Consider the following 25218-nt stretch of genomic DNA (forward strand, 5'->3'; position numbering starts at 1 on the left):
CGCGCAGGACGGCGATGGCGGCATACCTTCGGCACCGGCCAGCCGGGTGCAGGCGAGCAAGGACTCGGTGGCCGCGGGCGGAGACGTCGGCGCGGTCATCACGGGCGATCACAACGCCGTCACGCATGTCTACGTCCTCCCTTCTACTCAGCGGGGCAGTGACACGGGCAAGGAAGCGCTCACCACTCGCCTCATCAGCGAGTGCCACCCACTCGACCTGGAGGTGCACCACGCGATCCGTGTCGCCGCTGAGGGCAATGAGTTACCTGCTAAGTGCCACGCGAGCACGATGTCCATCTGCAGCGCATCGTGGACGCCGCACGAGGCGGCAAGAGCCAACTGTGCGTGCTGGTGGGCGAATCCTCCACCGGCAAGACCCGCGCGTGCTGGGAGGCCATCCAGGGTCTGGCGGCCGACGACTGGCGGCTGTGGCACCCATTCGACCCCACCCGAGCCGAGGCAGCCCTGGCCGGCCTCGCCGCGGTGGGGCCAAAGACCGTGGTCTGGTTGAACGAAGCGCAGCATTATCTGGCCGCGCCCCAGGTAGGAGAGCCAATCGCCGCGGCTCTCCGGACGATACTGACCGACACCGACCGCGCCCCCATCTTGGTTGTGGGCACTCTGTGGCCCGTGCACTGGGACCAATTGACCTCCCTGCCGGCCAAGCCGGAGCACGATCCGCACACACAGAGCCGGCATCTGCTGACGGGTCGGCAGGTACACGTGCCGGACGCCTTCACCGAACAAGATCTGATTGCCGTGCGCAGCGCTGCGGAAACGGACGAGCGCCTGGCACAGGCGCTGGCAGGAGCAGCTGACCGGCGCATCACCCAATTCCTGGCCGGCGTTCCTGCCCTGCTGGACCGGTATAGGCATGCCGGCCCGGGTGCCCGGGCGGTCCTCGACGCCGCTATTGACGCGCGCCGCCTGGGATGTGGGATGGAACTTCCCGCAGCGTTCCTCGAGGAAGCGGCCGCCGACTACCTGCCTCCCTCCGTATTCCACTCTCTGGACGATGACTGGTTCGAACACGCCGTCGCCTACACCGGACGCCCAGTCCACGGCAACGCAGCACTGCTGCAACGGACTCGCCGCGTGCCAGCAGACAACCTTGATGACCGCTGCTTCCGGCTGGCTGACTACATGGAACAGCATGGCCGCCGCACACGTAGTCATCTGTGCCCGCCGGTCTCCTTCTGGGACGCTGCTCTCCGGCACCTGCCGCGACGCACCGATGTCAGCGCGATGGCGTCAGCAGCCTCAGCCCGGTGGCGGCTACGCCACGCCGGGCTTCTGACCGAGCGCGCCCGTCAACTGCCCTGGTCTGCACCGGCCATCGGCGCGGACGTACAGCCCCCGGAGTACGACTGGCTCGATGAGGACGCCAGTTGGCCGACAGAACACCTCGCGTGCAGGGCACTGGCTGACCTCGCCTTCACGGCCGCCGAAGCCTCCGAATACGACCAGGCCGCGGCCCTGGCCCTGCAGGCTGGCGAATGCTGCCAGCCGGACGCACTCGCTGAGATCGCGCTGCGGCACGAAGAGGCGGGACTCACCGTCGAGGCATCCGACCTGGCTCACCATGCAGCAGCCAGCGGAGCCCCTGCCTGCCTCAGCCAGCTGGCCATGATGCGAGAAGAGGCGGCCCTGTTCGACCAGGCAGAGCACTACGCGCGAGCCGCCGCCGAGTACGGGCTCACCAGCACACTGACCGACCTGGCAGTGCGCCGCGAAGCAGCCGGGCACAAGGAGCACGCCGAAGACCTCTGGGAAGCCGCAGCCGCCTACGGACATCCCGAAGCCCTCGCCAACATCGCCCGCTTCCAGCACGAAGGCCAGGACATCGACGGAGCAGCCCGCACTGCCCGTGAAGCACTCGACCGCGGAGATGCCGCCTACCCCCACCGCATCAAGCCCCTATGGGTATGGCTCTGGCCGCACGGCATTGAACCGGACGGCACCCCCACCTTTCCTCCCTACGAGGACCACCTCTGGTAAAGACCAAGTGATGCGGCCAGCCTGTCTATCCACCGGCCGCTGAACGCCAGCGACGTGGACTTCTCCGGCCGCGTCGGCACGCAGGGCCGCCCTGGCCGCCGTAACCGAGGCCGAAGAAGGCGCCACGGCATGGCGGATGCGTGCCTTCGCCGCAGGGCCCGGCCAGGACCAGCTCGGCCTCGCCAGGTGCTCCGCCAGGTGGTGTAGCCGGTGAGGACGACGTGCTCCCAGTCTGCGGCGCGGCAGATGCTGACCGCGAGGTGAGCAATCATATGGCCGATGATGGCGAGGAAGTCCGCACCGGCTGGGGCGGCGGAGGCGGGCCGCGACGTGATGCGGTAAGGCGGCATAGCGGGCATAGGGAAAGAAACGAGGAACGGGTTGGAATCACGGCTGAGTGCGGCTTTCGCGCGATGGGTGGCACACCGGGCAGCGCTTGCCGGTCCCGCCGCGACGGGAGCGCTGATCGGGCGTGGCCTCCCACCGCCCCGGACAGCCAGGCTTCGAACATGCCCACCGGCACACTTTGGCGGAACTCGGCCTCAGTTCCTTCGCGGTTAGGCTCGGTTCGTCGATCACTTCGAGGAGTTCGTTGGCGATGGCAGGGTGTATGTCCTGCAGGGATTTGCCAGGCTTGGGGCGCACCCTGGCGGCAACGGTGCGTCGGCGAGCGCACCGGGGGCATCCACTTGACTGGCCTGTGCGGCGGTTTAGGGGGGCAGGGTACTCGAATCGGCAGCACGGTTCGGGGCACCTCCACAAACATGCCTTGTTCGCTGTCGGCAGCAGGTCGAATGCGGTCCAGCCGGGGTGGTCGACGACCTCGATGAGTTCTGCGGCCATCGTCGGATTGACCTCGGCGAGTGATTCACCTGGGCCCGGCCTGCTGTTTGCTGCGCCTACCCGTGCGTAGCCGCACTGCCGGCAGCCGCGGCCGGCAAGGGCCCGGCTGTGCAGTACGGCCTTCCATTCGTAGCCGCAGTCCGGCTTCCGGCACCGCCACAGACACACGTCGTTGCAGCCGGGCGGCATCCGATCGGGGGCCTTGCCTGGGTTTGTGAGGTTCGCGACGAACTCCTCCTCCAAGTGGGGCGCCGCGTCCACCGCCGATACCTCGGGGCCGGCCACGGCCTTCTGCCACAGCTGCGCACCCTTCGTGAGCGCCGCGGTGACCTCAGCCTGTGTGAGTTGTCGCCAGGGCAGCCCGCGGCGTCGCAGTATGACTCCCACCGCCTCCGCCCAGTCTTCGGGGTTCACCCCCGGCCCGGCCTCATGGTGGGCAAGGCCGTGCACCGGGACAGGCGGAAGCCCGCGGCTTCGGATGCGTTCCACGTCGAGTCCGGCGGCGAGCGCTGCTTCGGTCTTCGTGGTGTCACGCTCCAGGCTTCCTGGCCTGTTGTGGGTCCATTCCGGGTCCAGGTCGATGAGCAGGCCCGGGGCCGGCTCGGGCAGGTACAGGTCGAAGCGGTCCTGACGGCGCCCGGGCAGGCGTAGGCGGTGGTCCAGTTCCACACCGAGCCCGGAGGCGGCCTCGACGAGCATGGCGACGTTGCACTCGAACGGGGAGCGGCCGTGGCCGGTGCAGTCCGAACAGCCGCGCCCATTGGTGCGGTTGGCGAGCGTCGCCAGCCAGAAATGCCCTTGAGCGCACTCCCACTCGCACAGGTCATGGGACTGCGGGCGCAAGGTGTCCGGGCCACGGCCGGGGCGGCTGAGGTTGCGACGGAACTGCCGTGCCAGCGCAGGACTGAGATCGGCCAGCGATTCTCCCGGGCCGGGAGCCCGGTTGCGGCGCTTCCAGCACTCAGGGCATCCCGAAGGATTGATGGTACGGGTGCGAAACTGCAACCGGGCGGGCCACTGGTGACCGCATCCTTCCGCCGAGCAGCGCCACTGGCACCGGTCCTTGGAAGAGAGTCGCATGTCTTCCAGCGCCATACCCGGGCTGGAGAGGTTAGACACGAACTCGGCCTCCAGCCGAGCCCGAACTGCAGCCACCTCGGTAGCACTTCGCCGTTTACCCATGACGGCAGATCCTGACAGCCGCCACTGACAACGGCCGTCCACGCGCCGGCTACCCCACAGCGGCCCGAGAGAGCCAAGTCTCATGCCACAGAAACACGTTCGTGTCCGGGGCAATCCATGTAATGGGCAGACTGCAGGTACATCCGTGTTAAAGATGCCTGTGTGCGTGTAACACGAGTGCTGATTGAAGGCTTCAGAGGTTGGGGACACCTTGATGTGCGTCCCGGCAACCATGTGTTGGTGGCGGGGGTCCCCCGCGCCGGACGCACCGACCTGATCACTGCCCTAGCCCGGGTCCTGGATCCGGATGCCGCGCGTGGCGCCGCACTGTCCGATCTGCATCAGCGGCCTGTCAGCCTCGACGGTGCCGACCCGGCACCGTCTGAAGCGGCCGGTGGCGTGGCCGGTGGACAGACGGAAGCCGTCGTTGAAACCCCAGCCGCTGATGTTGCCAGCGCGGAAAGTGCAGCAGGAGATGACGCGTCCGGCGACAACGGCGCCACCCGGCAGCCTCCCCATGCGGTGCTACAGCGAGTGGAGGCCGCGCACGTCGAAGTGACGCTGACCGATCTTGATCCCGATGTGCAGCAGTTGCTCGATGGGGTCCTGGAGCCGCTGGAGGACTCCGGGTGCGCGAGTGAGGATCCTGATGCGTCTGCGGATGCTCCGCTGTGTGTGCGGCTGGGCTATCGCCTCAGCTATGACGAGGAAGCCGAGTCGCTGGAGTCGGTGGTGTACTTCCCGGCGCGCAGCAACCCGGCGCTGGGCCAGTACTCCCGGGTTCCTGCCGCCACCCGGCGGATGCTGCCGGTGGTCACCCTCGATGCCGGCCAGCCCCTGCAGTTGCGTGCCGGTGCCGGCTTGCGGCGCATCCTCGACGAGCGGGACGCCAAGGCCGGTGCCGCGGCGTTCGATGCGCTGGCCCAGGCCGTCGCGGAGGCCGTGTCAGCGCTGTCGGCCGACCCGGCCGTGGCCGAGGCCGTCAACGCGGTACTCGCGGTCGGCGGGACCGGGGAACGGATCGGCGATGCCCCTCTCACCGCGGAGCAGGTCGGCTTCCGCACCGAGGACGGGTCGGTGGCCGCATTGCTGCGGACCCTGCGCGCGGCGCTGCACCTGGACGCAGGCGGCATGCTCGGGTTGGCACAGCACGGCAGCACGGTCAGCGCGGTGTTGTCGATGGCCGAGGCGATGTTGCTAGCCACGGTGCCCGGAGCGGTGGTGCTGGCTGACGACTTCGGTGACCAGTTGGATGCTCCGGCGACCGAGCATCTGGCGGCCCTGCTGCGCGCCCGCTCCGGGCAGGTGTGGCTGTCCACCCGGCGGCCGGAGGCCGCCCGGGCCTTCGAGCCCGCCGAGGTCATCCGGCTGGTACGCCACGGCGGCGTCCGCTCTCACCATCAGCTGACCAGGATCATGGACCGCAAAGCACTGGTCGCGATGAGGCAGTGGCACACCCAGCTGCTGGCGGCGCTGACCGCCCCCACGGTCGCCATCACCGAGGGGCCGCACGACGTGGCCGTGCTGAGCATGGTCGACCGCCGTAAGCCACCCTCCTCTCTTCCTTTGTCCGCCCACGGGGTGCGGCTGGTCGCCTCGGGCACCGGCGGAGAGGGGGGCATCAGCCAGATTCCCCGCGTCGCCAACTTGGCACGCCAGTTAGGCTTCCGCGTCCTGGCGGTGATCGACCGAGACAAGGACAGCGCCCAGACAACTGACGAGCTCGCCAAGATCGAGGCTGTGTGTGACGCGGTGGTGCGACTGCCGCCTGGCGCGATCGAGCGCGCCATGGCCGACGGCCTCCCCATGCAGGCGCTCGCCGATGCCAGCGCGACACTCACCGAATACGGCATCCCCGACCCCATGGGCGGCCAGCTCACTGAGGCTGCGGTGACCAACCTGTGCAAGGTGATCCACAAGCAGGGCCTGCACGAACAGTTCCTAGAAGCCCTCTACGCCGAACCCAACGCACCGCACCCGCCCGTGGTCTCCACGGCACTGGCCCTGCTGGAACTGGCCGCCGACCCCTCCTACAGCGGGCAGGGTCTGATCGATGTGCCCACTATGTCCCGGCCGACAGGTGCCTGATGACCTATCAGGCACGTGAGGACCAATGCGCGGTGATCGAGAGTGTTGCGCCGGTGCTAGTGGTCAGCGGCGGCGCCGGCACGGGCAAGACCACGACCGCGGTTGCCGCCGCCCGTGCCCACCTGGAAGCGGCGGACGAGAAACTGCTGCGACTGCGGCAAGAGGCGTTCCGGCGCGGACAACGCACCCAACAGCCCGCTGCGACACGGGTGCTCTTCCTTTCCTTCTCACGTACCGCCGTCGCCCAAATCATCGACCGTGCCGCGAACGTCATCGGTGAGCTGCGGCCGCGGCTGGAGGTGTCAACCTTCCACGGCTTCGCCTGGAGAGTCATCACAGGCTTCGGTGCACACCACGGCTATCCACCCCCGCAGAGCGTGCTCAGCCAGGCCAACCAGACCGTGCCTGGGGCCCCTCCCGGACTGACGTACAACCAGTTGATACCAGCCGCCTGCCGACTGCTGGCCCTGGAGAAGGTCCGCAACCACTACGCCGGGCGCTACACCCTCGTCATCTGCGACGAGTTCCAGGACACTGACGCCACCGAGTGGGCGTTCCTGCAGCAGATCGCCCCCAAAGCACGTCGCATCCTGCTGGGCGACGTCAATCAGAGCATCTACGAGGGCTCGTTCAAACCTGGGGTGGATCCCGCCGCCCGAATCGCCAACGCCATGGCTCTGCCCGGCGCTCGCCGGATCGACCTGCAGGCCGCCAGCTACCGTGACCCCTCTGGTGTGCTGCCTGCCGCCGCAGAAGCCGCCCGCCAGCGCCGCTTCACCGACCCCGCCCTGCGCGCCGCCACCCAGCAGGGCCGCCTCTCCGTCACACGGATCACCGACGACACCGGCTACGCGCAGGTCATCGAACTCGCCCGGGCCGCCCGCCAGAAGAGGCACACCGTCAGCATCTTCACCCACACCAACATCGCCACCACCTCCCTATCCGACGCCCTGACCACGGCCGGCGTGATCCACGAGCAGGTCGGCTTCACCGAGGCCCACGCAGAAGCCCTCTCCGCCCAACTCGCCCTCGTCCAGTTCGCGCTCAGGCAGCAGGGCTCCCAGGTGCGACGGGCACTAGCCGTGTTCGTCACCGCGTGCCTGCGTGGCCGAGGACTCTCCTATCTCGCACGCCAAATGCTAGATAAGTCCAACCCCGCGCTGGAGCGCGCCTTGCGAGCACTTGCGCAGGACCTACGCTCGGCGGGAATCGGCCCGAACGCCGACATCGACCGCCTCGCCGAGCTTGTCACCGGCGCCTACGCACGCATCGGAACCTTCCGCGGCCAGGAAGCCTGGCTCCAGGCCGCACCGACCACCCGCCGCGCACTGCGCCTGCTCAAGCAAGGCCAGAGCATCACGGCGGTGGCCGAGGAACTCCGCAGTGCCCGCGACGAGACCCTGGTGGGTGACACACGGCCGCGCCCGCGGCCGGTACAGGTGATGAACCTCCACCAGACCAAAGGACGCGAAGCCGACACCACCATCCTGCTGCTGGCCGACGACGAGTACTACGGCCCCGAAGGCGAACCGTTCCCCAACGGCTCACGGCTTCTATACGTCGTCATGACCCGCGCCCGCCACACCGCCCACCTCGTCGTTCCCCACCGCTCCCATGCCTTGTGGGCACCCCTGATCGCCGCCCTGGAGTAGCCTTCCCGCTCGCCGGTCTTGGCGTGTGGCGATCGCGCCCGCTGGCGGCCCTCATGGCTCGGTTGTCACTACGCTGCGACTGCAAGGAAGCGGCACACAGAAGGGATTTGCGGGGGATGCAGGATCCGGGCCATCTTCCGGCACCCGACGACACGGGCTCGGCAACCGGGGAGCGCTTCGCCTACCAGGCGCAGGCCGCCCTCAGTGCGGTGCTGGAGATGCTGGCGGGTGACGGTGTGCTCCATGTGACATGCGAGCATTTCGAGGATGTCCTGGTCGCCCGGGCCGGGGGCACGGTGGCGGGGGGCGTGGCACTGTGGGACTTCCAGCAGATCAAGTCCCGTGAGACACAAGGTACCTGGACCTTGCCCAAAGTGCTCAAGAGCAAGGCACTGGCGAGCCTTCTGCGCACTCATCGGGTCTTGAAGGAACACAAGGACCTGCCGTACGTACTGACGGTCGGTGTGGAGGGTCCGCTGAGCTCTGACACTGATGTGCGTGCCGTCGCGCGGGGGCAGGGAGGCGACGATGCGAAGCGACTGCACAGGATCGCCGAGCGCCTGGATGCAGACCCTGCGGAGACTGCGGAGTTCTTGAAACTGGTTCGAATCAAGGAACTGCCTGAGCGTTACGAGCTGGAGCGCCGCAACCGCGATGCGGTCTTCGAGCTGGCCCCGCATCTATGGGTCGGTGAAGCCGAGGCGCTGCACGCGGATCTCTTCAACCGAGTCGCACTCGCGATGCGTGGGCGCCTGGGGCCGCGTTGGCAGGCGGTGGTGACGCAGCTCGATGTACCGGAAAGGGTGCTGCGCAAGCGCCTGACGCCGCACCAGCTCCGCGACGTTGCACTGCGCCTGACCCGCCCGGGCCTGGCGGACTATGTGCGCGCGAGCCGCCATGCAGCACAGACACATCCTTATCCCGAAGCCGAATGGTCGGGCATGCCGTCGCTGAGCTCCGTCTATGTGCCTCAGCGCCTGCAGCAGGTGACGTCTGAGATCAGGGCCCCGAGCGGCGGCCCGACAGATCAGTTGGTCGGCGATGCCGCGAACGCGTCAGCGTTCCTGGGGTGTGCACCCGTGTGCTTGGTGCTTGCTGGCCCGGGCGGGGGAAAGTCCAGCCTCCTGCGCGCCGTACAAGCCGACTTGGCCGAGCACTGGCTGACCCATGAGGAGCGAGATCTGCTCGGGGTGATGGTGCCCGCCACAGCGTTGCTTGGCACTCCCCTGCCGGAGGCTCTGGCATCAGCGGCAACCAGACAGCTGGCCGCTTTCGCGCTGCAGCGGGCCGTGTCCGACGAGCTTTTCCTCAGTAGGCCTGCCCAGGGCGCCTGCTGGCTCGTGCTGGTCGATGGACTCGATGAGATCACTGACCCGGACGACAGGCAGACCGTCCTGCGCACCCTCACGAACCATGCCGCTGAGCCCGATCCGTTGTACCGGTTCGTCCTAACCACCCGGCCGCTTCCCGAGAAGGATCTCGGCCTTCTGGGCCGTGAGGTACCGCGCTACCAGTTGATGCCCTTCTCTCGTAGCGAGCTGTCCAGCGCAGCCCAACGCATGCTGGACGGCCTGGGCGTACCCGATTCCCGGGACGCGGCACGCCGGTTCGTCCACGTGCTGGACGACGCGTACCTCACCGATTTCGCCCGCAATCCGCTCATGACGACGATGCTGTGCCAGCTGTATGCCGCAGATCCCGGGCGGTCGCTACCAGGAAGGCGCGGGGCCCTCTACGCGAAGTTCACCGACCTGCTCCACCGCCGTATGAGCGGCAGGGACCTGTCCGGCGTCCGGAGCCAGACCGACGCCGCCATCGCCCGCTTCGGCCCCATAGCCCTCTCGCAGGCGCACGACCTGCTCGATCAGCTGCCGGACACAATCGACAGCCTGGCGTTCGACCTTCACAGCGGCAGTGAAGCGTCCTGGAGCTGCGTGCTGGCCGCCGTAGACAGCGCTCGGCGCCCCCGCACCGTTCCGGAAGACGACTGGAACGGTTTCCTGGCCTCGTCCCTTGGACGCAGCGGGCTGCTCACTCGCTCCGGGGAGGGCTTCGCCTTCCTCCACCAGACCCTTCAGGAGTACTGCGCTGCACGCCACATCGCACGCGTTCCCTCCGCCCACGCTGCAGAGTTGGACCGGCTGCTCCAGCCCTGGAAGGAGGACGCGGGAAACCCGTGGGGGGCGCCGTTGGACACCGTCTCCTACATCGGGTTCCTCATCGACCCCGGTACCGCCTCGCCCACCGATCCGGTCGCCTCTCTCAAGGCCCTGGCAGTGCCCGACAACATCCGCGGGTGCCTGTTGATCGCAACCCTGCTGTCCCTGGGCACCCTGGTCGGCGACGAGTGGAAACCACTGGTCCAGGCAGCCGCGCAGGCCATGGCAACGGCGAGCGCAGATCCCGACAGCGAGGCCACCGCACGCGTCTGGGCGGCGAGCGTGCTGGTGAAACTGGACCTCCAGGAGGGCACCACTGCGCTCGAGACGCTGGTGGACGATCGGCTCTTGGACGCGGAATTCAACGAGGACCCGAACAGCCCGGATTTCAGCAACCGTCTCTTCGCCGCCAAATCTTTGCTGGGGCTGGACCCGCTGCGCGGGAAAAATGCCTGCCACCGGCTCGTCCACGACTCTCACCTGTACGACTCCGTCCGAGTACGAGCCGCTGAAGTACTCCTGGCTGTCGGGGATGAACGCGCCGGCCCCGCCTTGGAGTACCTCGCCGAAGCGGACATCCAATTCGACGACCGCCTCGACGCAGCGAACCGGCTCGCAACCCTGGACCCCGAGACGGCAGTTCGCGCGCTCCACACACTGATCGAGGACTACTGGGGCGACCCGGACTGGCTCGACTGGTGCAAGATCGCCGCTCAGGCACTGACCGATCTGGGCGACCCGCGCGGCCGACAGATCACCGACGAGCTCTCAGCCAGCTGACCCCCCTGCTCCGAGACTGCCGTGCTGGCTGCTGCCAGGTGCCTGTGGGCCATGCGAAACGAGCGGCCGTCCCGGACGGCATACGTGGTGAAAGCCACCGGGAGGCCTCGGCTGCGGTTTCAACTCTCAAATGGCTGCCGAACGGGGCGCTGCCGTTCAAGTGCTCTCTGAGGGAGTCGTGTTGAGTAGAAGCAAGCTGTAGGCGGCCAGGGTGGCAGCATCGGTGATCCGTCCGCCGCTGACGAGACTCTGCCACTCGTCGAAGTCGGCCCAGCGCTGCCGCATATCCGACTCGGTGGCTTCCCGTTCTGGTTCGCCGGCTGTCAGTTCTTCGGCAAGGAAGACGTGGCAGCCTTGGTTCGCGTAGCCGTAAGCGACATAGATTCGGCCGAGGTAGCACATCTGCGCAGCGCGCAGGCCGGTCTCCTCGCGGAGTTCGGCTCGGGCCAGATCGAGTGGAGATGCGGCCCTGCGATCAGGCCAAGACCCTTGCGGAAACTCCCAGTATCGTCCGCCTACGGGGTAGCGGTACTGCTCAACAAGCTGCAGTCGTCCTTCCTCGCGGGGGATGATTAGAGCGTAGTCGGGCTTATGGACCACTCCATACAGGCCCTGGTTGCCGTCGGGGTACTGGATGTCGTCCTCCCGGACGGTCATCCAGGGGTTGCGGTAGACCTCTCGGGAGCGAAGGGTGCGGATCATGGTGTGGCCTGTGTCAGGGCTGTGGTTCCTTCAGTGACGCTGCGGACGTGCAACCCCCTCGTGGCGGTGAAACCGTCCATCAGGGTGCTCGTCAGGCAGGTGTTGACTGGTCGGCTGGCGTAGCGGCTGGCGGCCTTAGGTATCCGCGCCACGAGTGACTTTGGGACGCCCAGACAGTCAGCGATGGTCTCGGCCCAGTCGGCACGAGAGATCCGCTGTGGGCCGCCGAGGTGCAGGAGTGTCGGGGCATTTGTCCCCAGTGCGGCAACAGTGACTGCTGCGAAGTCATCGACGAGGACTGGAGTGGTCCACTGGTCTTCGGGGGCGTGTATGGGTTCTCCTTGCCGAAAGCGGTGGGCGCAAGAGGCGAAAAAGTTCAGCCACTTGCTGTCGGGCTCGTCGCGTTCCCAACCGTAGACAAGGCTGACACGCAGTATGGAAGCGGCCGGCGCAGCTCCAATGATCTCCTCGGCCAGCAGTTTGGCGCGGCCGTAGGCGTTGGTCGGGTCCGGCGCCGCCCCTTCGTGGTTGTCCCATGTGCTGCCGTTGAAGACGTTGTCGGTGGAGATCAGCACCGTCCGGCATCCGGGGGCGGAAGTGATGATGTTGGTCGCAGCCGCTGTGTGCACTTGGGCAGCGCGATGAGGATTTTCCTCGCACCAGGTGACGTCAGAAGGGCCGTGGACAAGCACGATGGCATCCGGGCGAGTGCCGTCGATGGCTCTGGTACAGGAGTCGCGATCTGTGGCGTCGAGCGCTGTCCAGGGCGCTGTGGCCTCTTGGGGAGGTCGGCGCGAGGCGAGGAAGGAGCTGCCGCCAACGCTGGTGATGGTGGTCGCGACCGCCCGGCCCAGGAATCCACTGCCGATGATCAGTGTGCGCATATTCGTCCTCAGGAGTCCGGTGGGCCGGATGCCGGTTGCTGCTGGGTGGTCTGGGTGGTCAGCAGTCGTCCAGCGCCGATCAGGCCATGGTCGTCGTCGGGTTCAGCTAGACGGATCATGGACTGGATCTCGACGTCGGTCAGACCGAAGCAGCCGAGCCGTTCGATTTCTTCGGTGAGCAAGGAGGCGTAGGTGGCGCCCACGGCCAGCGCGAAGCCGCCCATGATGATGAACCGCCGCACCCCTATGGCGGTGAAGACGGCCGTAATGGCCGAGGCCAGGTGGGTAAGGCCGACACGGAGGATGTCGGTGGCGAAGCGGTCTCCGTTCTGGATGGCGGCAGCAAGGGCCTGGGGGTCGAGGGCGGCGGAGTCCGGCGCCAGTTCGGCCAATTGGGAGTGCGCGTAGCCGTCGGGGTCGGCGTGCGCGGCTCGACGGGCGGCGGCCTGGGTTCCTCGGCCTGATGCCAAGGCGCCGAGGTGGCCCCGCTCGCCGCACTCGCAGAGCGGAGCTTGGGTGGATGTGTCGCAGGTCCAGTGGCCCAGCTCGCCACCGTGTCCCTGTGGGTCCAGCAGAACGTTCCCGGCCCAGAAGATCTTGCTGCCGATACCGGAACTGACAGTGATCAGGCAGAACGGCTCCTCGAGGCCGGAAGGGCTGGCGTAACGCCAGACTGCGGCAGTGACGTCATTGATGACCATCACCGGGATGCCCAGCCGCTCCTCCATCAGGTTCTTGAGCGGAAGCGGCTGACCGGGCCGGCCCCAGATCGTCGGGGCGGCGCGGACAGTCCCGTCTGTGGTGACCGGTCCGGCGAAGGCAACGACTGCGGCACTGCTGCGGTGCCGTGCAATGGCATCGGCCATCTGGTCGCCGAGGTGTTCGACTACACGGTCCTGGAGGGCGCGTACCGGCTCGTCCGGGTAGCGAGCGATGCCCTCCGTCGGCACCTTGTGCACGTCGGCCAGAATGTCGATGTCAGGGTTGTAGTGAGCGGTTCTCAGGGTGGTGCCCCCGAGGTCTGCGACAGTGAAACCGGGTTCAGGCACGCTCGTCTCCGTGCGAATTGGGGGTGTTCGCGGCGCGCGCCTTCGAGGGGCGGATGTCGTAGACCAGCAGGTGCAGCTCGATATCGGTGGGGTTGGACAAACCGTGTCGGCCGTAGGGCAGGTTGGTGATCACATCACCAGGCCCGACGTCGATCTCGTGTTCCTCACGTGTCATGCGGCCGTGACCGGCGAGGACTACGTAGGTTTCCACATCGTCGGCGTGCTGATGCAACCCGATGGAAGTGTGCGGGGGCAGGACGACCAGGTCGATGAAGGCGATTTCGTCTGAGCCGTCAGAACGTCGGTAGATCCGGTGGGCAAGGATGGCGCCTGTCCCGCCGTGGTCGTTGACGACGGGGCGTAGCAGGTCACGGTGCAGGTTAGGGACCGGTTGGTGGATCATGTCGGGCGCAGAGTCTGCTTCAGCCGCCTTGAGGGGACCGGAGGATCGGAGGGCTAGGGCGTCCAGGGCCTGCGCGAGTGCATCGGCGGGGATGTCCGCCAGGTCGTCGATGAAGGTGGCGGAACCCAGGGCGGTCGGCACCACCAGGTGGAGGCGGCGTCCGCGGCGTTCCCAGGCCCCTTGGAGTGCTTCGTGCATCAGCTCGGGGGTGCAGGTCAGCGCGTCGTACACGGGGAGTCCCAGAGCGGAGATCAGGCTGACGATCTGCTCGCAGTCCTCGGGTGTGAGTAGTCCCAGCATCTTGGCCAGCTCGCTGGAGATCGCCATGTCGATGGCCACTGATTCACCGTGCGCGATGCGGTGCCCACTGGCCGTCTCGATCACCGGACCGAAGGTGTGCCCGAAGTCCACCAGGCGGGCCAGGTTGTGCTCCCGAAGGTTGGGGGCGAGTTCCTCGAGCATGAGCCGCATGGAGGTGCGCAGCACGTAGCCCTCCAGGTCCTGGCGGACACCTGCGACTGCGGCAAGCCACTTCGGTGCAGGGTAATGCCGATGAAAGACTTCGGGGTATGTCTGGAGGGTGTGGCAGAGCTGAGCGTCCTTGATCACGGCCATCTTGGCGATCTCTCCCAGGCCACATCGGATCTCTCGCGAGGGCAAGGTGCGCAGGAAAGCCGCATCGTTGATCGACCGGAGAGCCGGGTGGAAGGCGCCCGCGAAGTTCTTGGTCCCCAGGGCATTGACTCCGGTCTTGATCCCGACGCCTACATCAACTTGGCCGACGAGCGTCGTGTTGACCTTGATGTAGTGGATGCCGCGGTGGTAGATGGCCGCGGCGAAACCCACTATGTCGCATAGGACACCGCCACCGATGGCGAGCATCACCCCGCTGCGATCCAGCCCGGCGGCCTTGGCCCTGGCGATCACGCCCTCGACCGAGGCCATGTTCTTGCGATCTTCCCCAGTCGGAATCACCTCCACGGTCCAGCTGCCGGCCGCCAGCCCCCCGGACAGGTATTGCCGCACCTGCTCGCCGAAGAGCCGGTCTGCATTCGGGCTGATGAAGGCCGCTATCCGCCGGCCGTGGCAAGCCTCCACGAGGAGCCGGTTTGCTGGGTCTAGCAGCGCTTTGGTGATGTCGACCCTGTAGGAGGTGCCATCCGGTGCACGCAGGCTGAAACCTTGCTCGTCCTCAAGTACGAGCCGCTCATCTTCGGGGATTTCTGCGGCCATGACCAGCTCCTCAGCGGGCAGCACGCGGCCTGCGAGGTTCAGGGGAACGAGGTTCAACCGCTGCGCGGGCCATCAGTTCTTCCCAGCCCCGTACGGCCACCGGGCTGCGTCTCCGGCTGGGCGAACACCTCAGCGTTCCTGCGCTGACCTCGGTAGTTCCAGTCTAGCGGCTGGCATATCTCTTCGCCGCTTCGAGCCCTCGGGGCAGTTGATAGACAGCTTTTTCTTCCCCTGCTGGAGGGGGGGGACCCTGGTCAGCTCTGCAGAAGGTTGGCTGCAGAGGGAAAGAGGCGGCCAGTCTGGTCCACGAACAGGCCGGATTCGAAGGTGGGCCGGGCGCTGCTCGACGGGTGTCGCGAGAAGTCCGCCGACATCACGCTCAGTGGGCCCGAAGCAGGTGTAAACCCCAGTTGATCAGAACCGCTTCTGGCGCTGCGGCAATGGCCGAGTGTTTGGCCAGCGAACGCGGGGGCACGGGCTCTGGTGGAAGTGGACTGGCCCAAGGCGCGCGAGGTGTCCGCGCGGCTCAAGGCGCACCGGCCGGTGCAGCCCCGGTGGTGACGGCGTGGTGGCGAAGGTTCAGTCAAGGCTGTGCGCGATGAGGTGCAACGGCTGGTACAAGGGCAGTTCACCGCCGCTGGGGAGGCGTACGCCGGCAAGGCGCCCCCACCGCTCCTCGGTCACCACGCCGATGAGTTCCGCGCCGCGCTCTATGAGCTGGGCGAGTACGGCGTCGAGGTCGTCGCACCTCAGGTAGAACTCGTGCTTCGGCGCGCCGTCGGTGGGATGCACGGCGACCTCGGCGGGCGGCAGCTTGAAGACCAGCCAGCCGTGGCCCGCATCGATGTGGGCGAAGCCGAGGAGTCCTTTCGGACTTGCCCGCCCCGCGCTCTCCCAGCATGACGACGACCGGCACATCCCGCATCTCCTCCAGCCGCACCGGGCTGCTTGCGTCCTGCCTGCCGTCGAACGGATCAGGCTGGGTGCCGCCGTCAGGGGGCAAAGGCCACAACGAGCGTCGCCACGCGTATCGCATCAGCCCATTGTCCCGAAGAGCCCACACGACCGCGGCCTAGGTAGGCCGGGACTACTGCCAACCGCTCCGGCTCCACGGCCACATCGCACGGCCCTGGAGGCGACTCACCGACGCCACTGGCACAGCGACCCTCAAGGTCGTGAACGTCCGTGACACTCCCTCAGGCCCCTGTAGGCGTTCTCATAGCATCTGCGGCAGTCGCAACCAACCTGCAGGATCGCAGTTCAGGCGAGCTCTCACCGCCCCCGGGTCTGTCTCAGCACATCTTCGAGACCACAGGTCAAATTCGCGCGGCTACCGCAGCATCGGTGAGACCTCACAATCAGCGAGAAGCCGTGGACGCGGCACGCCGTGTACTCGAATTGCCTGCACGAGCTACCGTGCCTGAGCGGGGTCTGCGCACCCAGGTGATCATGGCCACCGGCACCGGCAAGACCCTTGTCGCCGTACGCAGCGCCGAGGAGCTGCGTGCCGGCCGTGTACTCGTCCTCGTGCCTTCGCTGGATCTGCTCGCGCAGACCGAGGCCGCGTGGCGTGAGGGAGGCCGCAGCGGCCCGGTGATCGGGGTCTCTTCCTTGCGCGGTGAAGAGGCGTCCTTCCCGAACACCACGGACGTGAGCGAGCTCGTTGACTGGGTGCGCCCCTTCGACAAGGTCACGGTGTTCGCCACGTACGCCTCCCTGGGGCTGGGCACGCTTGAGCGCGCGCACCAGGCCGGCCTTCCGGGCTGGGACCTGATCGTGGTCGATGAGGCGCACCGGACGTCGGGGCGGCTGGGTAAGCCGTGGGCGGTCGTCCACGACAACACCCGCATCCCCGCCCTGCGCCGTCTCTACATGACCGCCACACCCCGGCTGTGGCAGCTCGACGAGGGCCAGGAGCAGCAGGGTGTGCCGGGTGAGCTGGTGGCGAGCATGGAGGACGATCCGGACGGTCCGTTCGGTGCGCGCTGCTACACGCTGACGCTGTCGGAGGCGATCGACCGCGGCATCTGCGCCCCGTACCAGGTGGTGTGCGTGGACATCACCGACACCCAGCTCCAGGCCGCGCAGCTCCTGGGCGTTCAGGGCCGTTCGGACGAGGTCCGCGGGGCCCGGCTCGCAGCCCTCCAGACTGCCCTGCTCAAGGCGTCGGCGGACGAGAGCTTCCGGCGCACGCTCGTCTTCCACCACGTCGTCAAAGAGGCCGAGGCGTTCGCGGCCGGCCTCCCAGGCGTCGCCGCGCAGCTGCACGCCACCGACCCCGAGCTCTACCCGAAGACGATCTGGGCTGACTGGCTCTGCGGCGATCACAAGCCCAACCACCGGCGGCGGGTCCTCGAGGAGTTCGCGGCCGGGGTCGCCACGGATGGCACGGTGGTGGAGAAGGGCTTTCTGGGCTCGGTGAAGGTCCTCGGGGAGGGTGTCGACACCAAGAACTGCGACTCCGTCTACTTTGCCGACGTCCGCGGCTCCATGCCCGATCTGGTCCAGGCCGTTGGCCGCGCGCTGCGCATGCAGCCCGGCGACGGCAAGGTCGCTTCCCTCGTGGTGCCGGTCCTGCTCGGTCCCGGCGAGACGGTGGACAACATGCTCACCAGCCGGGCGTACGGCGGGCTGGCGAAGCTGCTGGAAGCGCTCAGGGCCCACGACGCCCGAGTCGTCGAGCGGCTCGCCGAACAGCAGGCACGGAGCCGTGTCAGGGGCGTACAGAGCCGCTCGGGCAGCGAGGAAGGCAAGGAGGCGGAGAGCGAGCGAAGCGACCGTGGGTTGTCGGTGCCGGCACGAGAACTGCTGAAGTTCAGCACACCCCGCGACCCCGCGCAGCTGGCCGCATTCATCAACCTGCGCGTCCTCAACCCCGAGCACGCCCACTGGCGGCGCGGCATCGAAGCCGCCGTCATCTATGCCCGCGAATACGGCAACCTGCGCGTGCCCTTCACCTACCGCGTACCCGGCCGCGACGACCAGGCAGTGGAGGCCGAGGGATGGCCGGCCTCGCTCGCCGGGTTCCCTCTCGGGCAGTGGATCGCCGACAACCGGCGCTTCCACGCCCGCGGCGACATGGACGATGACCGTGTCCAGCAGTTGGAGAAGCTGGGCATGGTGTGGTCGCACTTCGACGTCGCGTGGGAGGAAGGACTCGCCGCCGCGCGTGGGTGGGCGGCCGAAGCGGGTCACCTCCTGGCCCCGCTGGACGCCACCTTCCAGGGCTACCGGGTGGGGATCTGGCTGAAGAACGCGCGGGCCGCCGCCCGCAAGGCGGCCGAGATCAAACAGCGGCGTAGCGAAGGACTCCCGGCCGGGTCGGCGGCCGGGGCGCTGTCCGAGGAGCGGCGCGAGCAGCTGGAGGACATCGACCCCTCCTGGTGCCCCGCCTGGCCCGTGGAATGGCAACGCGCCTTCCACCTCGTCCGGCAGCACCTCGAGGCCGAGGGCACGCTGCCGGCCGAGCCGGGTGAGGTCGTGCACCAGGGCGAGGACCTCGGACGGTGGGTGCGCTCCGTCCGGTACGGCTTCGACAAGCTCACCACCGTCCAGCAATGGATGTGCGAACACATCCTCGGGATCACACCCGCGAGCGAAGACGAGAAACCCAAGCCACGGACCAGCCAGGCGGACAAATGGGCCGCCAACCTCGCCGCCGCCAAGCAGTACTACCAGCGAGAAGGGCACCTACAGGTACCCCGCAAACACATCGAGACGATCATCGTCGGCGGCGACGACAGGAACGGCGGCAGCGGCGAGGAACAGAAGGAGCGGCAGATCAAGCTCGGGGCATGGATCAGCAACCAACGCTCACGCGCCGCCACACTGTCACCCGAACGGATCGAGCAACTCTCCACCATCGGTATGCGCTGGGCATAACCCGTTCTGTCATCGGCGCTCTCCTGGGGCTCTCTTAGCCGACGCCAGTTGGTGCTGTCACGGGAATGCCGGAAACGGCGGTCAGGGGGCAGACAGCGTGGGAGGACTGAAGTCACGGGCTGGGATGGCGGCCTGTCGACTGGCCGCTTGGAGAGGCGGACGTGGGGCATATCGAGCAGGGGCTGGAGCAGGCGTTGCGCACCCGGCCCGTTCCCTTGAGCACCGAGGCTCGCCTGCGGTTTCTGCTGGCAGCACATCGGCATTCCACCCGGAGGGTGGCCGCAGTCCTTGGGGTGTCACAGCGCACCGTGCAGAGGTGGGTGACAAAGAAGCCCGGAGCGCGTCGCCCGCCAGGTCCGCTGCATCTCCGGGCGATCGAGGAAGCGGTCCTGGCTCGGTGGCAGCCCCGGATACGGGCCCGCCGACGTGCCCAGGCTGAAGCGGAGGGCTTCGTTTTCCACACCAGGGCGCGATTCGGGTTCGCTGCTGCGGCCGGCTCCTCGGACGATCCGCGGGTGCGGTGGATCACCCAGTACCTGCCGGGAGAGGTCGCCCGGGAGCTGTTCGCTGCCCGGGACGCCGGTGCGGGCGAGCAGCAGCAGTTAGTGATCCTCGCCCGCGGGCTGGGGCATGCCTACTTCCGCGATGGGGGCCGCCGCGCCCACGGCCTGCACATCGCCTTCAGCGACCTCGAGTTCGCCGACTTCTCGATCGGATGAGCCTGCCCTCTGATCGGACGCGTCAGGGCGTTCAGCGCCGCGAGGGCCTGGCGCGTACGGCCAGCATCGCTTCGTACCTCTTGGCCTCCTGCCGCTCGCGCCAGTCCCACTCCACACGGCCGGCCGGGCCTTGGCGACGGGCCGCAGGTGGCTGGGGCGGGCGCAGCCTGGCCGCCTCCACCACGCGCAGCAGGAGGGCACGGTTGCCTGGCGCGGCGAACAATTCCTGGTCCTCGCCGGAAACGAGCCGGGCGAAGCAGGCCGCCGCCCGCAGGAAGACGCCCGCCCAGGGCGGCACGGGGTAGGCGGCACAGCCGTCGGTGTAGCGGGCGCGGTCGTGCAGGGCGAGCGTGGCCGCAGCGTCGTCGTAGTCGCGAGGGCGTGCGGTGGCAAGTTGCTGGAGGGAGGCGCCGGTGATCAGTGCGGCGGCAACGGTCGCGGCCAAGCGAGGGTGTGCGGTCACCCCATGAAGCCGGTGGACGACTTGCTGGGCAGCGTACGAGGTGAGAGGCGTGGGTGGCGGGCGGTGCCGCCAGGCGATCGGCGGTGGCGTGCACGGGGCGGCGCAGGGGCGGGGGCTGTCGTAGGAGACGAGGCGGTCCAGTGCCGGCAGGGTGAGCCACCGGCTGGCCGGCGCGGTGGGCTCGTCTGCGGGCGGGGGTTCGGCGATAGGCGTGCCGTAGTAGTAGCGGCGGGCAGCCTCGAAGTCGGCGGTGACGGAGTAGTCGGCCGTCCGCAGGGCCTGGTGCAGAGCGGCGGGAAGATGAGGGCGGTGGCAGACCAAGGTCAGGTGGATACCGGTGCGGGCCTGTAGCTGCAGCAGGCGCATCGTGCGGCGGGCGGTGAGGCGGTGAGCGCGCAGGACGGTCAGCCGAGTGACGGGAAGGGCGGTCATCCAGGCCGTGGCGGCTTCCCATGCGGGCTGGCGGCCACCGGGAAAACGGCCCGGGAGCAGCGGCGGTTTGCCCAGGGCGGCGAGTAGGTCGTGGGCAAGGCCGGTTTCGCTGGTGGTGCCCGGGCCGGGGTGCAGGGTGATCCGGCCGGACGGCGGATGGTGGGCGGCCAGAGCGGTGTGCGTGTGCAGCGTGTCGTCGTGACGGTCGATGACCACGGTGACGGACGGCAGCGGCGGGGCAGGGGGCATGGACGGTGTGGTCAGGCGAGGCGGCTGAAGGCCCAGCGCAGCAGCTCTTGGTCGACGCGGGGGCGGCCGGTGCGTGCCAGGGCGGTGCGGGTGTGGGCGGTCAGCTGGGCCCAGGCGCGGAAGTTGCCGTGCGTGGCGTGGCTGTCGGCGAAGGCGATGTCCTCTGGGTCGGCGTCAGCCCAGACCGGGTGGAACAGAGGGATGGCCTCGAGGACCTCGCTGGGGGTGAGTCGGGTGAAGTGCTGCCAGATGAAGATGCGCGAAGAGAGCATCGGTTCGCGGCGCAGCATGGTGTGGCAGCCCTCCCCGCCGACGAAGATGACCGCAAGCCGGGTGGAGGGTTCGTCCCACAGGTAGCGGAAGTATTCGAACGCCTCCCCGTTGAGCCACTGGGCCTCGTCGACCGGGAAGGTGCGTGGGCGTTCGGCCAGGGCGGTTTTCAGTAGGCGGTCGAACTCGCTGGGGTGGCGCGGTGGTTCCCCGGCCAGGTCGAGCGCGGTGAACAGTTCGTAGCGCACCGCTCGGGCGGTGGGCCGGGCCCGGAAGGTGATCTTGCGGACGTCCTCGTCGGGTTCGAGTGCGCGCAGGCAGGTGTTGACGGCGAGGGTCTTGCCGAAGCCGGCGCCGCTGTGGATGCACATCATGGCGCGGGCTGCGACGGTGTCGGTGATGTTCTCGCGGGCAGTGAGCAGGGCGCGGGTGGTGACCACGGACGCATCGGGCAGGTCGACGTACTGGTAGGTGGCCGCGGTCACGAGGCGTCTCCGTCTTCGTCGGTGGTGGGAGGTGCGGCATGCCCCTTCACCGGCACGTACCCCGGTGCTGTAGCCGACGGCGGCCGGTGCTGTCACGAAGACAGCGAAACCGGCGGGCAAGGACCGCCGAGTGTGGGAGACCTGACACCGCTGGCCGCGGGGAGGAGCCCCGCAGGCCGATCAAGGGGATCGACCGTGGGAGAGATCGCGCGGGGACTGGAGCGCGCGCTGCGCACCCGGCCTGTTCCCCTCCCGGCGCCGAGACCCGCCTGCGGTTCCTGCTCGCGGCGCACCAGGGCTCCACCCGGCAGGTGGCCGCCGTGCTGGGGGTGTCGCAGCGCGCCGTGCAGCGGTGGGTGACGAAGAAGCCCGGAGCACGGCGTTCGCCTGGGGCTGCGCAGGTCCGGGTGAGCGAGGAGGCGGTCTCGGCCAAGTGGCAGCCCCGGGTACGGGCCCGCCGACGGGCCCGGGCCGAAGCGGAAGGCTTCGTCCTGCACACCAAGGCACGGTTCGGATTCGCCGCCGCGGCCCGGTCCTCGGACGACCCGCGGGTGCGGCGCATCACCCAGGGCCTGTCGGGGGAGGTCGCCCGGGAGTTGTTCGCCGCGCGAGACGCCGGCGCGGGTGAGCAGCAGCAGATGGTGATCCTCGTCCGCGCGCTGGGACATGCCTACTTCCGTGATGGCGGGCGGCGTGCCCATGGCATGCAGATCGCCTTCACGTGGACGGCAGTCGGCGGCGCAGATGCATCGGGAGCCCTGGTCGTGATCGAGGGACAGGACCTGTTTCTGACGCGCCGTCACTGGCACCCACCCACCCCGTCACCAAACCGGCACATCGCACCGTCGGCCTCTCACGGCGCTATTCCACCGCGGTGAGCGTCGCGTAGACCACGACGTTGCCCCGGTATCCGGTGTGCTCGGCGTAACCGCCCCCACAGGTGATCACCCGCAGCTCGGCCCGCTCGGAGTCGCCGTAGACCTTCTCGCTCGGGAAGCTGTCCTTGGCGTAGACCTCCACGGCGTCGACGGTGAAGACGGCCGTGCGCCGGTCCTCCCGGTCGATCTCGATCGTGTTGCCCTTGGCCAGGGCGCCGAGGCTGTAGAAGACACCGGGCCTGCCGGTTTGCAGGTCCACGTGCCCCGCGGTGATCGCCGTGCCGACGGAGCCGGGCGTCGTACCCCCGCCGTACCAGCCAGCGAGGTCGGGCTCGTCGGCGGGCGGGGGGCGCAGCGCCCCCGCCGAGTCCAGGCTCAGCTTCGTCAGGGGGGCGTCGACCTCGATGGCGGGAATCCGGATCCGCAGGGGTTCGGAGGGCCGCAGCGGCTGTACGGCGGAGTCGGCCGCGGCGGTGCGGCCGGCCGCCGGGGCCGCCGGGGCCGCCGGGGCGGAGAAGGCCTGGCCCGCCGAGGGCTGCGGCGGCTGTCCCTCGTGCAGCGCGCCGGTCATCAGCACCGTACCCACCACCAGGGTCCAGATCAGAAGCCTGACCGACGGGATGCACGGGGGCGGGGAAGCGCTGTCGTCGTGCCTGGATGTCATCGCGGTGGTGCCTCTTGCGTGCCGTGAGGTGGGTGTCCCCGCCTCACGGCCTCCGGGGCGAAGGGGGCCCGGGAGGCCGTGAGGCGGGGGGGGGAGGGCGGTCAGGTGCGGTTCGCACTCGAACGGTGACGCACCCTCACCGTCCACCCGGCGGCAGCCGCGGCGACCAGCGCTCCGCCCAGGGCGAGCTGCGGGGCCGAGTCCCGGGGACTTCCGAATCCGGCCTCGACGGCCCCGTCGGGCCGGTGCTTCCCGAGCTCGTACGAATCCGTGATCTTGGTGCGCGGTGGGCACTTGACGGTGATGGTGTCGGTGTCTGGCAAGGTCCCCTCCGGCAACGTGAACTCGCCGGTCAGCACACCCTTGCTCTCGCCTTCGAAGAGGTGGAACTTCCCCGCCACCTCGGACTCGCCCTTGCCGTAGGTCACACCGTCGCCGCAGGCCGCGGTGGAGACCGTGACCGTGGATCCGGGCGAGGCGCCCCGCGACCTGATGTCGAGACCGGAGCCGTCCGCGGCGGCGGCGACCGGAATCTGCAGGGCCAGGGCACCGACCACCAAGCCGATACCGATGCCAATACGTGTGTTGCCCAAAGCAATCCTCCTGTGAAAGAGCGTCCGGCCGGCCTGTACGGCGTCTCGTTGTACGTCACTGACGAGGCAACCGACGCTCCGTCACCTCCGCAACATGACGGATGGCACCTGCGTCGCCCGGGCAGCGGTACCGATCACCCGCACGCGATCATTTGTGCAGGTCGCGGAAGTCGCCGCCGCCCCGGCGGAGAGATCGTCAAGGGTCGGCGAACAGGCTAACGAAGTCCCACCGACGGCCCGGGCCGCATGCCGGGCGGTGACCGGCGGGGCCATGCCGAGCAGGTCCCGCGGCGTCGGCCGGATCAGGAGCGTCACAGACTGAGCGCGTCCTCCGCGTTGTCCGCCCGGCCGCATCCAGCAACTCACCACAACCGTGCTGACCCCGCACAGACGAAAAGCCCGGCAGGGACGAAGGCTTCCAGGCCGCCCGCCCCACCGGAGTCACGAGCAGCACTCAGGAGGAAGCACCACCATGAACGGGACCAACCGCCCCGCCGCGCAGGGACCCAGCCGCTTCGGGCACATCTGCGCATGGATCCGCCGCCGTCGCAGCGCCCTGATCTCCAGCGCCCTGCGCGGCGCCGCCTACGGCAGCGGAGCCGGCGCCGTAGGCCTGATCTTCTGGTGGCTGCGCCAGCCGGTCTGAGCTCCCCACCAGCCGGGGCTGCAGGTGGTCGGGCGCTGGTGGGGGCTCGCAGCAGTTCGGGGCTCACCGGCCTGCGCGCACCGGGCCTGGGTGGGCGGGCCTGCGGGCCTCAGGTGGCAGTGGGCCAGGTCTGCAGCAGAGCGGCGATCTTCCCGGCGGTGCAGGCCGGATCGAGATGGGCCTGGCTGGCCGTCCGCACCGGCATCGCCGCCTCCACCGCCCACCGCGTCCTGCACCGGCACAGCCTGCCTGCCCTGGCCGCCGTCGACCGGGCCACCGGCGAGCCCGTCCGCCGCTACGAACGCGCACGCCCAGGCGAACTCGCACATGACGTCAAGAAGCTCAGGCGCATCCCCGACGGCGGTGGCCACAGGGTCCTCGGCCGCGCGGCCAGCAGCCCGAACAAGGATCGCCGCAATGGAGCCGGATACGCCTTCCTCCACACCGTTCTGGACGACCGCTCCCGCCTCGCCTGCACCGAAGACCTGCCCGACGAGACCGCCGTCACCTGCGCCGGCTTCCTCTGCCGTGTAATTACCTGGTTCTCCGCACACGGCGTGACCGTCGAGCGGGTGCTGACCGACAACGTCTGGGCCCACACCAAGAACACCTGGCGTGACACCTGCCGCAACCTGGGCATCAGCCCCCGCTGGACCCGGCCCTGGCGGCCCCAGACCAACGGCAAGGCCGAACGCTTCCACCGCACCCTGCTCGACGAATAGGCCTACCACCGGCCCTAGACCTCATACGCCGAACGACAGGCAGCGTTTCCTGACTGGCTGGACTGGTACAACCACCACCGACCCCACACCGGAATCAGCCGCCCGCACCCCAACCAGCCGCGTCACGAACCTGTCTGGACAGCACACCTAGGCCGTTTCTGATGGCTCTTGGTGGGCTGGGTGGATCTCGTGGTGGGCCGGGCAGGATGCCCGTATGGTGCGGCGACACGAACTCACGGACG

Annotated in this window: 18 protein-coding genes and 3 pseudogenes; 11 read left to right on the forward strand and 10 right to left on the reverse strand. The window is 68.5% G+C overall.

Translation table 11 applies throughout. The annotated features are described in order from the left end of the window. The first annotated feature begins 273 nt into the window (after positions 1-273). The gene (locus AB0937_RS33720) at positions 274-1998 is read left to right on the forward strand and encodes a hypothetical protein (protein ID WP_366717252.1); all 1725 of its coding nucleotides are present in this window, start codon (positions 274-276) and stop codon (positions 1996-1998) included. 387 nt (positions 1999-2385) lie between these two features. Here AB0937_RS33720 and AB0937_RS33725 read toward each other — a convergent pair whose 3' ends face one another. Then, entirely contained in the window at positions 2386-4257 is a 1872-nt protein-coding gene (locus AB0937_RS33725) for a zinc-ribbon domain-containing protein (protein ID WP_366717254.1), read from the reverse strand. A 6-nt stretch (positions 4258-4263) separates the two neighbouring features. On the opposite strand from AB0937_RS33725, the gene AB0937_RS33730 reads away from it, so the two are divergent. From AB0937_RS33730 to AB0937_RS33740, 3 genes are all read left to right on the forward strand, one after another. Beyond that, complete coding sequence (locus AB0937_RS33730) at positions 4264-6111, forward strand: hypothetical protein (RefSeq protein WP_366717256.1); 1848 nt, start codon at positions 4264-4266, stop codon at positions 6109-6111. Then, positions 6111-7763 (forward strand): UvrD-helicase domain-containing protein, encoded by a 1653-nt coding sequence (locus AB0937_RS33735; RefSeq protein WP_366717258.1) that lies wholly within the window; start codon positions 6111-6113, stop codon positions 7761-7763. Before AB0937_RS33730 ends, AB0937_RS33735 begins: the two co-directional genes overlap by 1 nt. Positions 7764-7879: 116 nt before the next feature. Then, positions 7880-10702 (forward strand): dsDNA nuclease domain-containing protein, encoded by a 2823-nt coding sequence (locus AB0937_RS33740; protein ID WP_366717260.1) that lies wholly within the window; start codon positions 7880-7882, stop codon positions 10700-10702. Between the two features lie 156 nt (positions 10703-10858). Here the strand turns inward: AB0937_RS33740 and AB0937_RS33745 are convergent, their stop codons facing one another. From AB0937_RS33745 to AB0937_RS33765, 5 genes are all read right to left on the reverse strand, one after another. Then, positions 10859-11404: an NUDIX hydrolase gene (locus AB0937_RS33745; RefSeq protein WP_366717262.1), complete on the reverse strand. Its 546-nt coding sequence runs from the start codon at positions 11402-11404 to the stop codon at positions 10859-10861. Continuing rightward, positions 11401-12288, reverse strand: coding sequence for a sugar nucleotide-binding protein (locus tag AB0937_RS33750; RefSeq protein ID WP_366717264.1), 888 nt, complete (start codon positions 12286-12288; stop codon positions 11401-11403). Before AB0937_RS33750 ends, AB0937_RS33745 begins: the two co-directional genes overlap by 4 nt. 8 nt (positions 12289-12296) lie before the next feature. Further along, positions 12297-13337 (reverse strand): ROK family protein, encoded by a 1041-nt coding sequence (locus tag AB0937_RS33755; RefSeq protein ID WP_366717266.1) that lies wholly within the window; start codon positions 13335-13337, stop codon positions 12297-12299. After that, entirely contained in the window at positions 13330-14973 is a 1644-nt protein-coding gene (locus AB0937_RS33760; RefSeq protein WP_366717268.1) for an iron-containing alcohol dehydrogenase, read from the reverse strand. Before AB0937_RS33760 ends, AB0937_RS33755 begins: the two co-directional genes overlap by 8 nt. Positions 14974-15552: 579 nt before the next feature. Next, positions 15553-15891, reverse strand: a complete 339-nt coding sequence (locus AB0937_RS33765; protein WP_366717270.1) for an extradiol dioxygenase — start codon at positions 15889-15891, stop codon at positions 15553-15555. Between the two features lie 426 nt (positions 15892-16317). On the opposite strand from AB0937_RS33765, the gene AB0937_RS33770 reads away from it, so the two are divergent. From AB0937_RS33770 to AB0937_RS33780, 3 genes and pseudogenes are all read left to right on the forward strand, one after another. Beyond that, a complete protein-coding gene (locus tag AB0937_RS33770; protein ID WP_366717271.1) occupies positions 16318-18855 on the forward strand; it encodes a Helicase associated domain protein in 2538 nt (845 codons plus the stop codon). 161 nt (positions 18856-19016) lie between these two features. Beyond that, positions 19017-19166: pseudogene (locus AB0937_RS33775) on the forward strand (XRE family transcriptional regulator); the annotation flags it as partial. 204 nt (positions 19167-19370) lie between these two features. Next, positions 19371-19574: a terminal protein Tpg-like protein gene (locus tag AB0937_RS33780; protein ID WP_366717289.1), complete on the forward strand. Its 204-nt coding sequence runs from the start codon at positions 19371-19373 to the stop codon at positions 19572-19574. 31 nt (positions 19575-19605) lie between these two features. Here AB0937_RS33780 and AB0937_RS33785 read toward each other — a convergent pair whose 3' ends face one another. Together AB0937_RS33785 and AB0937_RS33790 are read right to left on the reverse strand one after the other, a co-directional pair. After that, positions 19606-20718: a hypothetical protein gene (locus AB0937_RS33785; protein WP_366717273.1), complete on the reverse strand. Its 1113-nt coding sequence runs from the start codon at positions 20716-20718 to the stop codon at positions 19606-19608. An 11-nt stretch (positions 20719-20729) separates the two neighbouring features. Beyond that, positions 20730-21473 carry an ATP-binding protein gene (locus AB0937_RS33790; protein WP_366717275.1) on the reverse strand — a complete coding sequence of 248 codons (744 nt, stop codon included), beginning with the start codon at positions 21471-21473 and terminating at the stop codon, positions 20730-20732. Positions 21474-21511: 38 nt separating this feature from the next. Here AB0937_RS33790 and AB0937_RS33795 point away from each other — a divergent pair. Continuing rightward, a pseudogene (locus AB0937_RS33795) lies at positions 21512-21787 on the forward strand (hypothetical protein); the annotation flags it as partial. Positions 21788-21793: 6 nt separating this feature from the next. Further along, a complete protein-coding gene (locus AB0937_RS33800; protein WP_366717291.1) occupies positions 21794-22351 on the forward strand; it encodes an XRE family transcriptional regulator in 558 nt (185 codons plus the stop codon). Here AB0937_RS33800 and AB0937_RS33805 read toward each other — a convergent pair. Together AB0937_RS33805 and AB0937_RS33810 are read right to left on the reverse strand one after the other, a co-directional pair. Further along, the gene (locus AB0937_RS33805; protein ID WP_366717287.1) at positions 22335-22922 is read right to left on the reverse strand and encodes a class F sortase; all 588 of its coding nucleotides are present in this window, start codon (positions 22920-22922) and stop codon (positions 22335-22337) included. The genes AB0937_RS33800 and AB0937_RS33805 overlap by 17 nt on opposite strands. A gap of 194 nt (positions 22923-23116) precedes the next feature. Beyond that, positions 23117-23608, reverse strand: a complete 492-nt coding sequence (locus tag AB0937_RS33810) for a sortase (protein WP_366717277.1) — start codon at positions 23606-23608, stop codon at positions 23117-23119. Between the two features lie 472 nt (positions 23609-24080). Between AB0937_RS33810 and AB0937_RS33815 the strand changes: the two genes are divergently transcribed. Then, positions 24081-24254, forward strand: coding sequence for a hypothetical protein (locus AB0937_RS33815; RefSeq protein ID WP_366717279.1), 174 nt, complete (start codon positions 24081-24083; stop codon positions 24252-24254). A 171-nt stretch (positions 24255-24425) separates the two neighbouring features. Continuing rightward, positions 24426-25127: pseudogene (locus AB0937_RS33820) on the forward strand (IS481 family transposase); the annotation flags it as partial. Between the last annotated feature and the right edge of the window lie 91 nt (positions 25128-25218).

It is taken from the genome of Streptomyces sp. NPDC047880, from assembly GCF_040706515.1.
Taxonomy (GTDB): Bacteria; Actinomycetota; Actinomycetes; order Streptomycetales; family Streptomycetaceae; genus Streptomyces.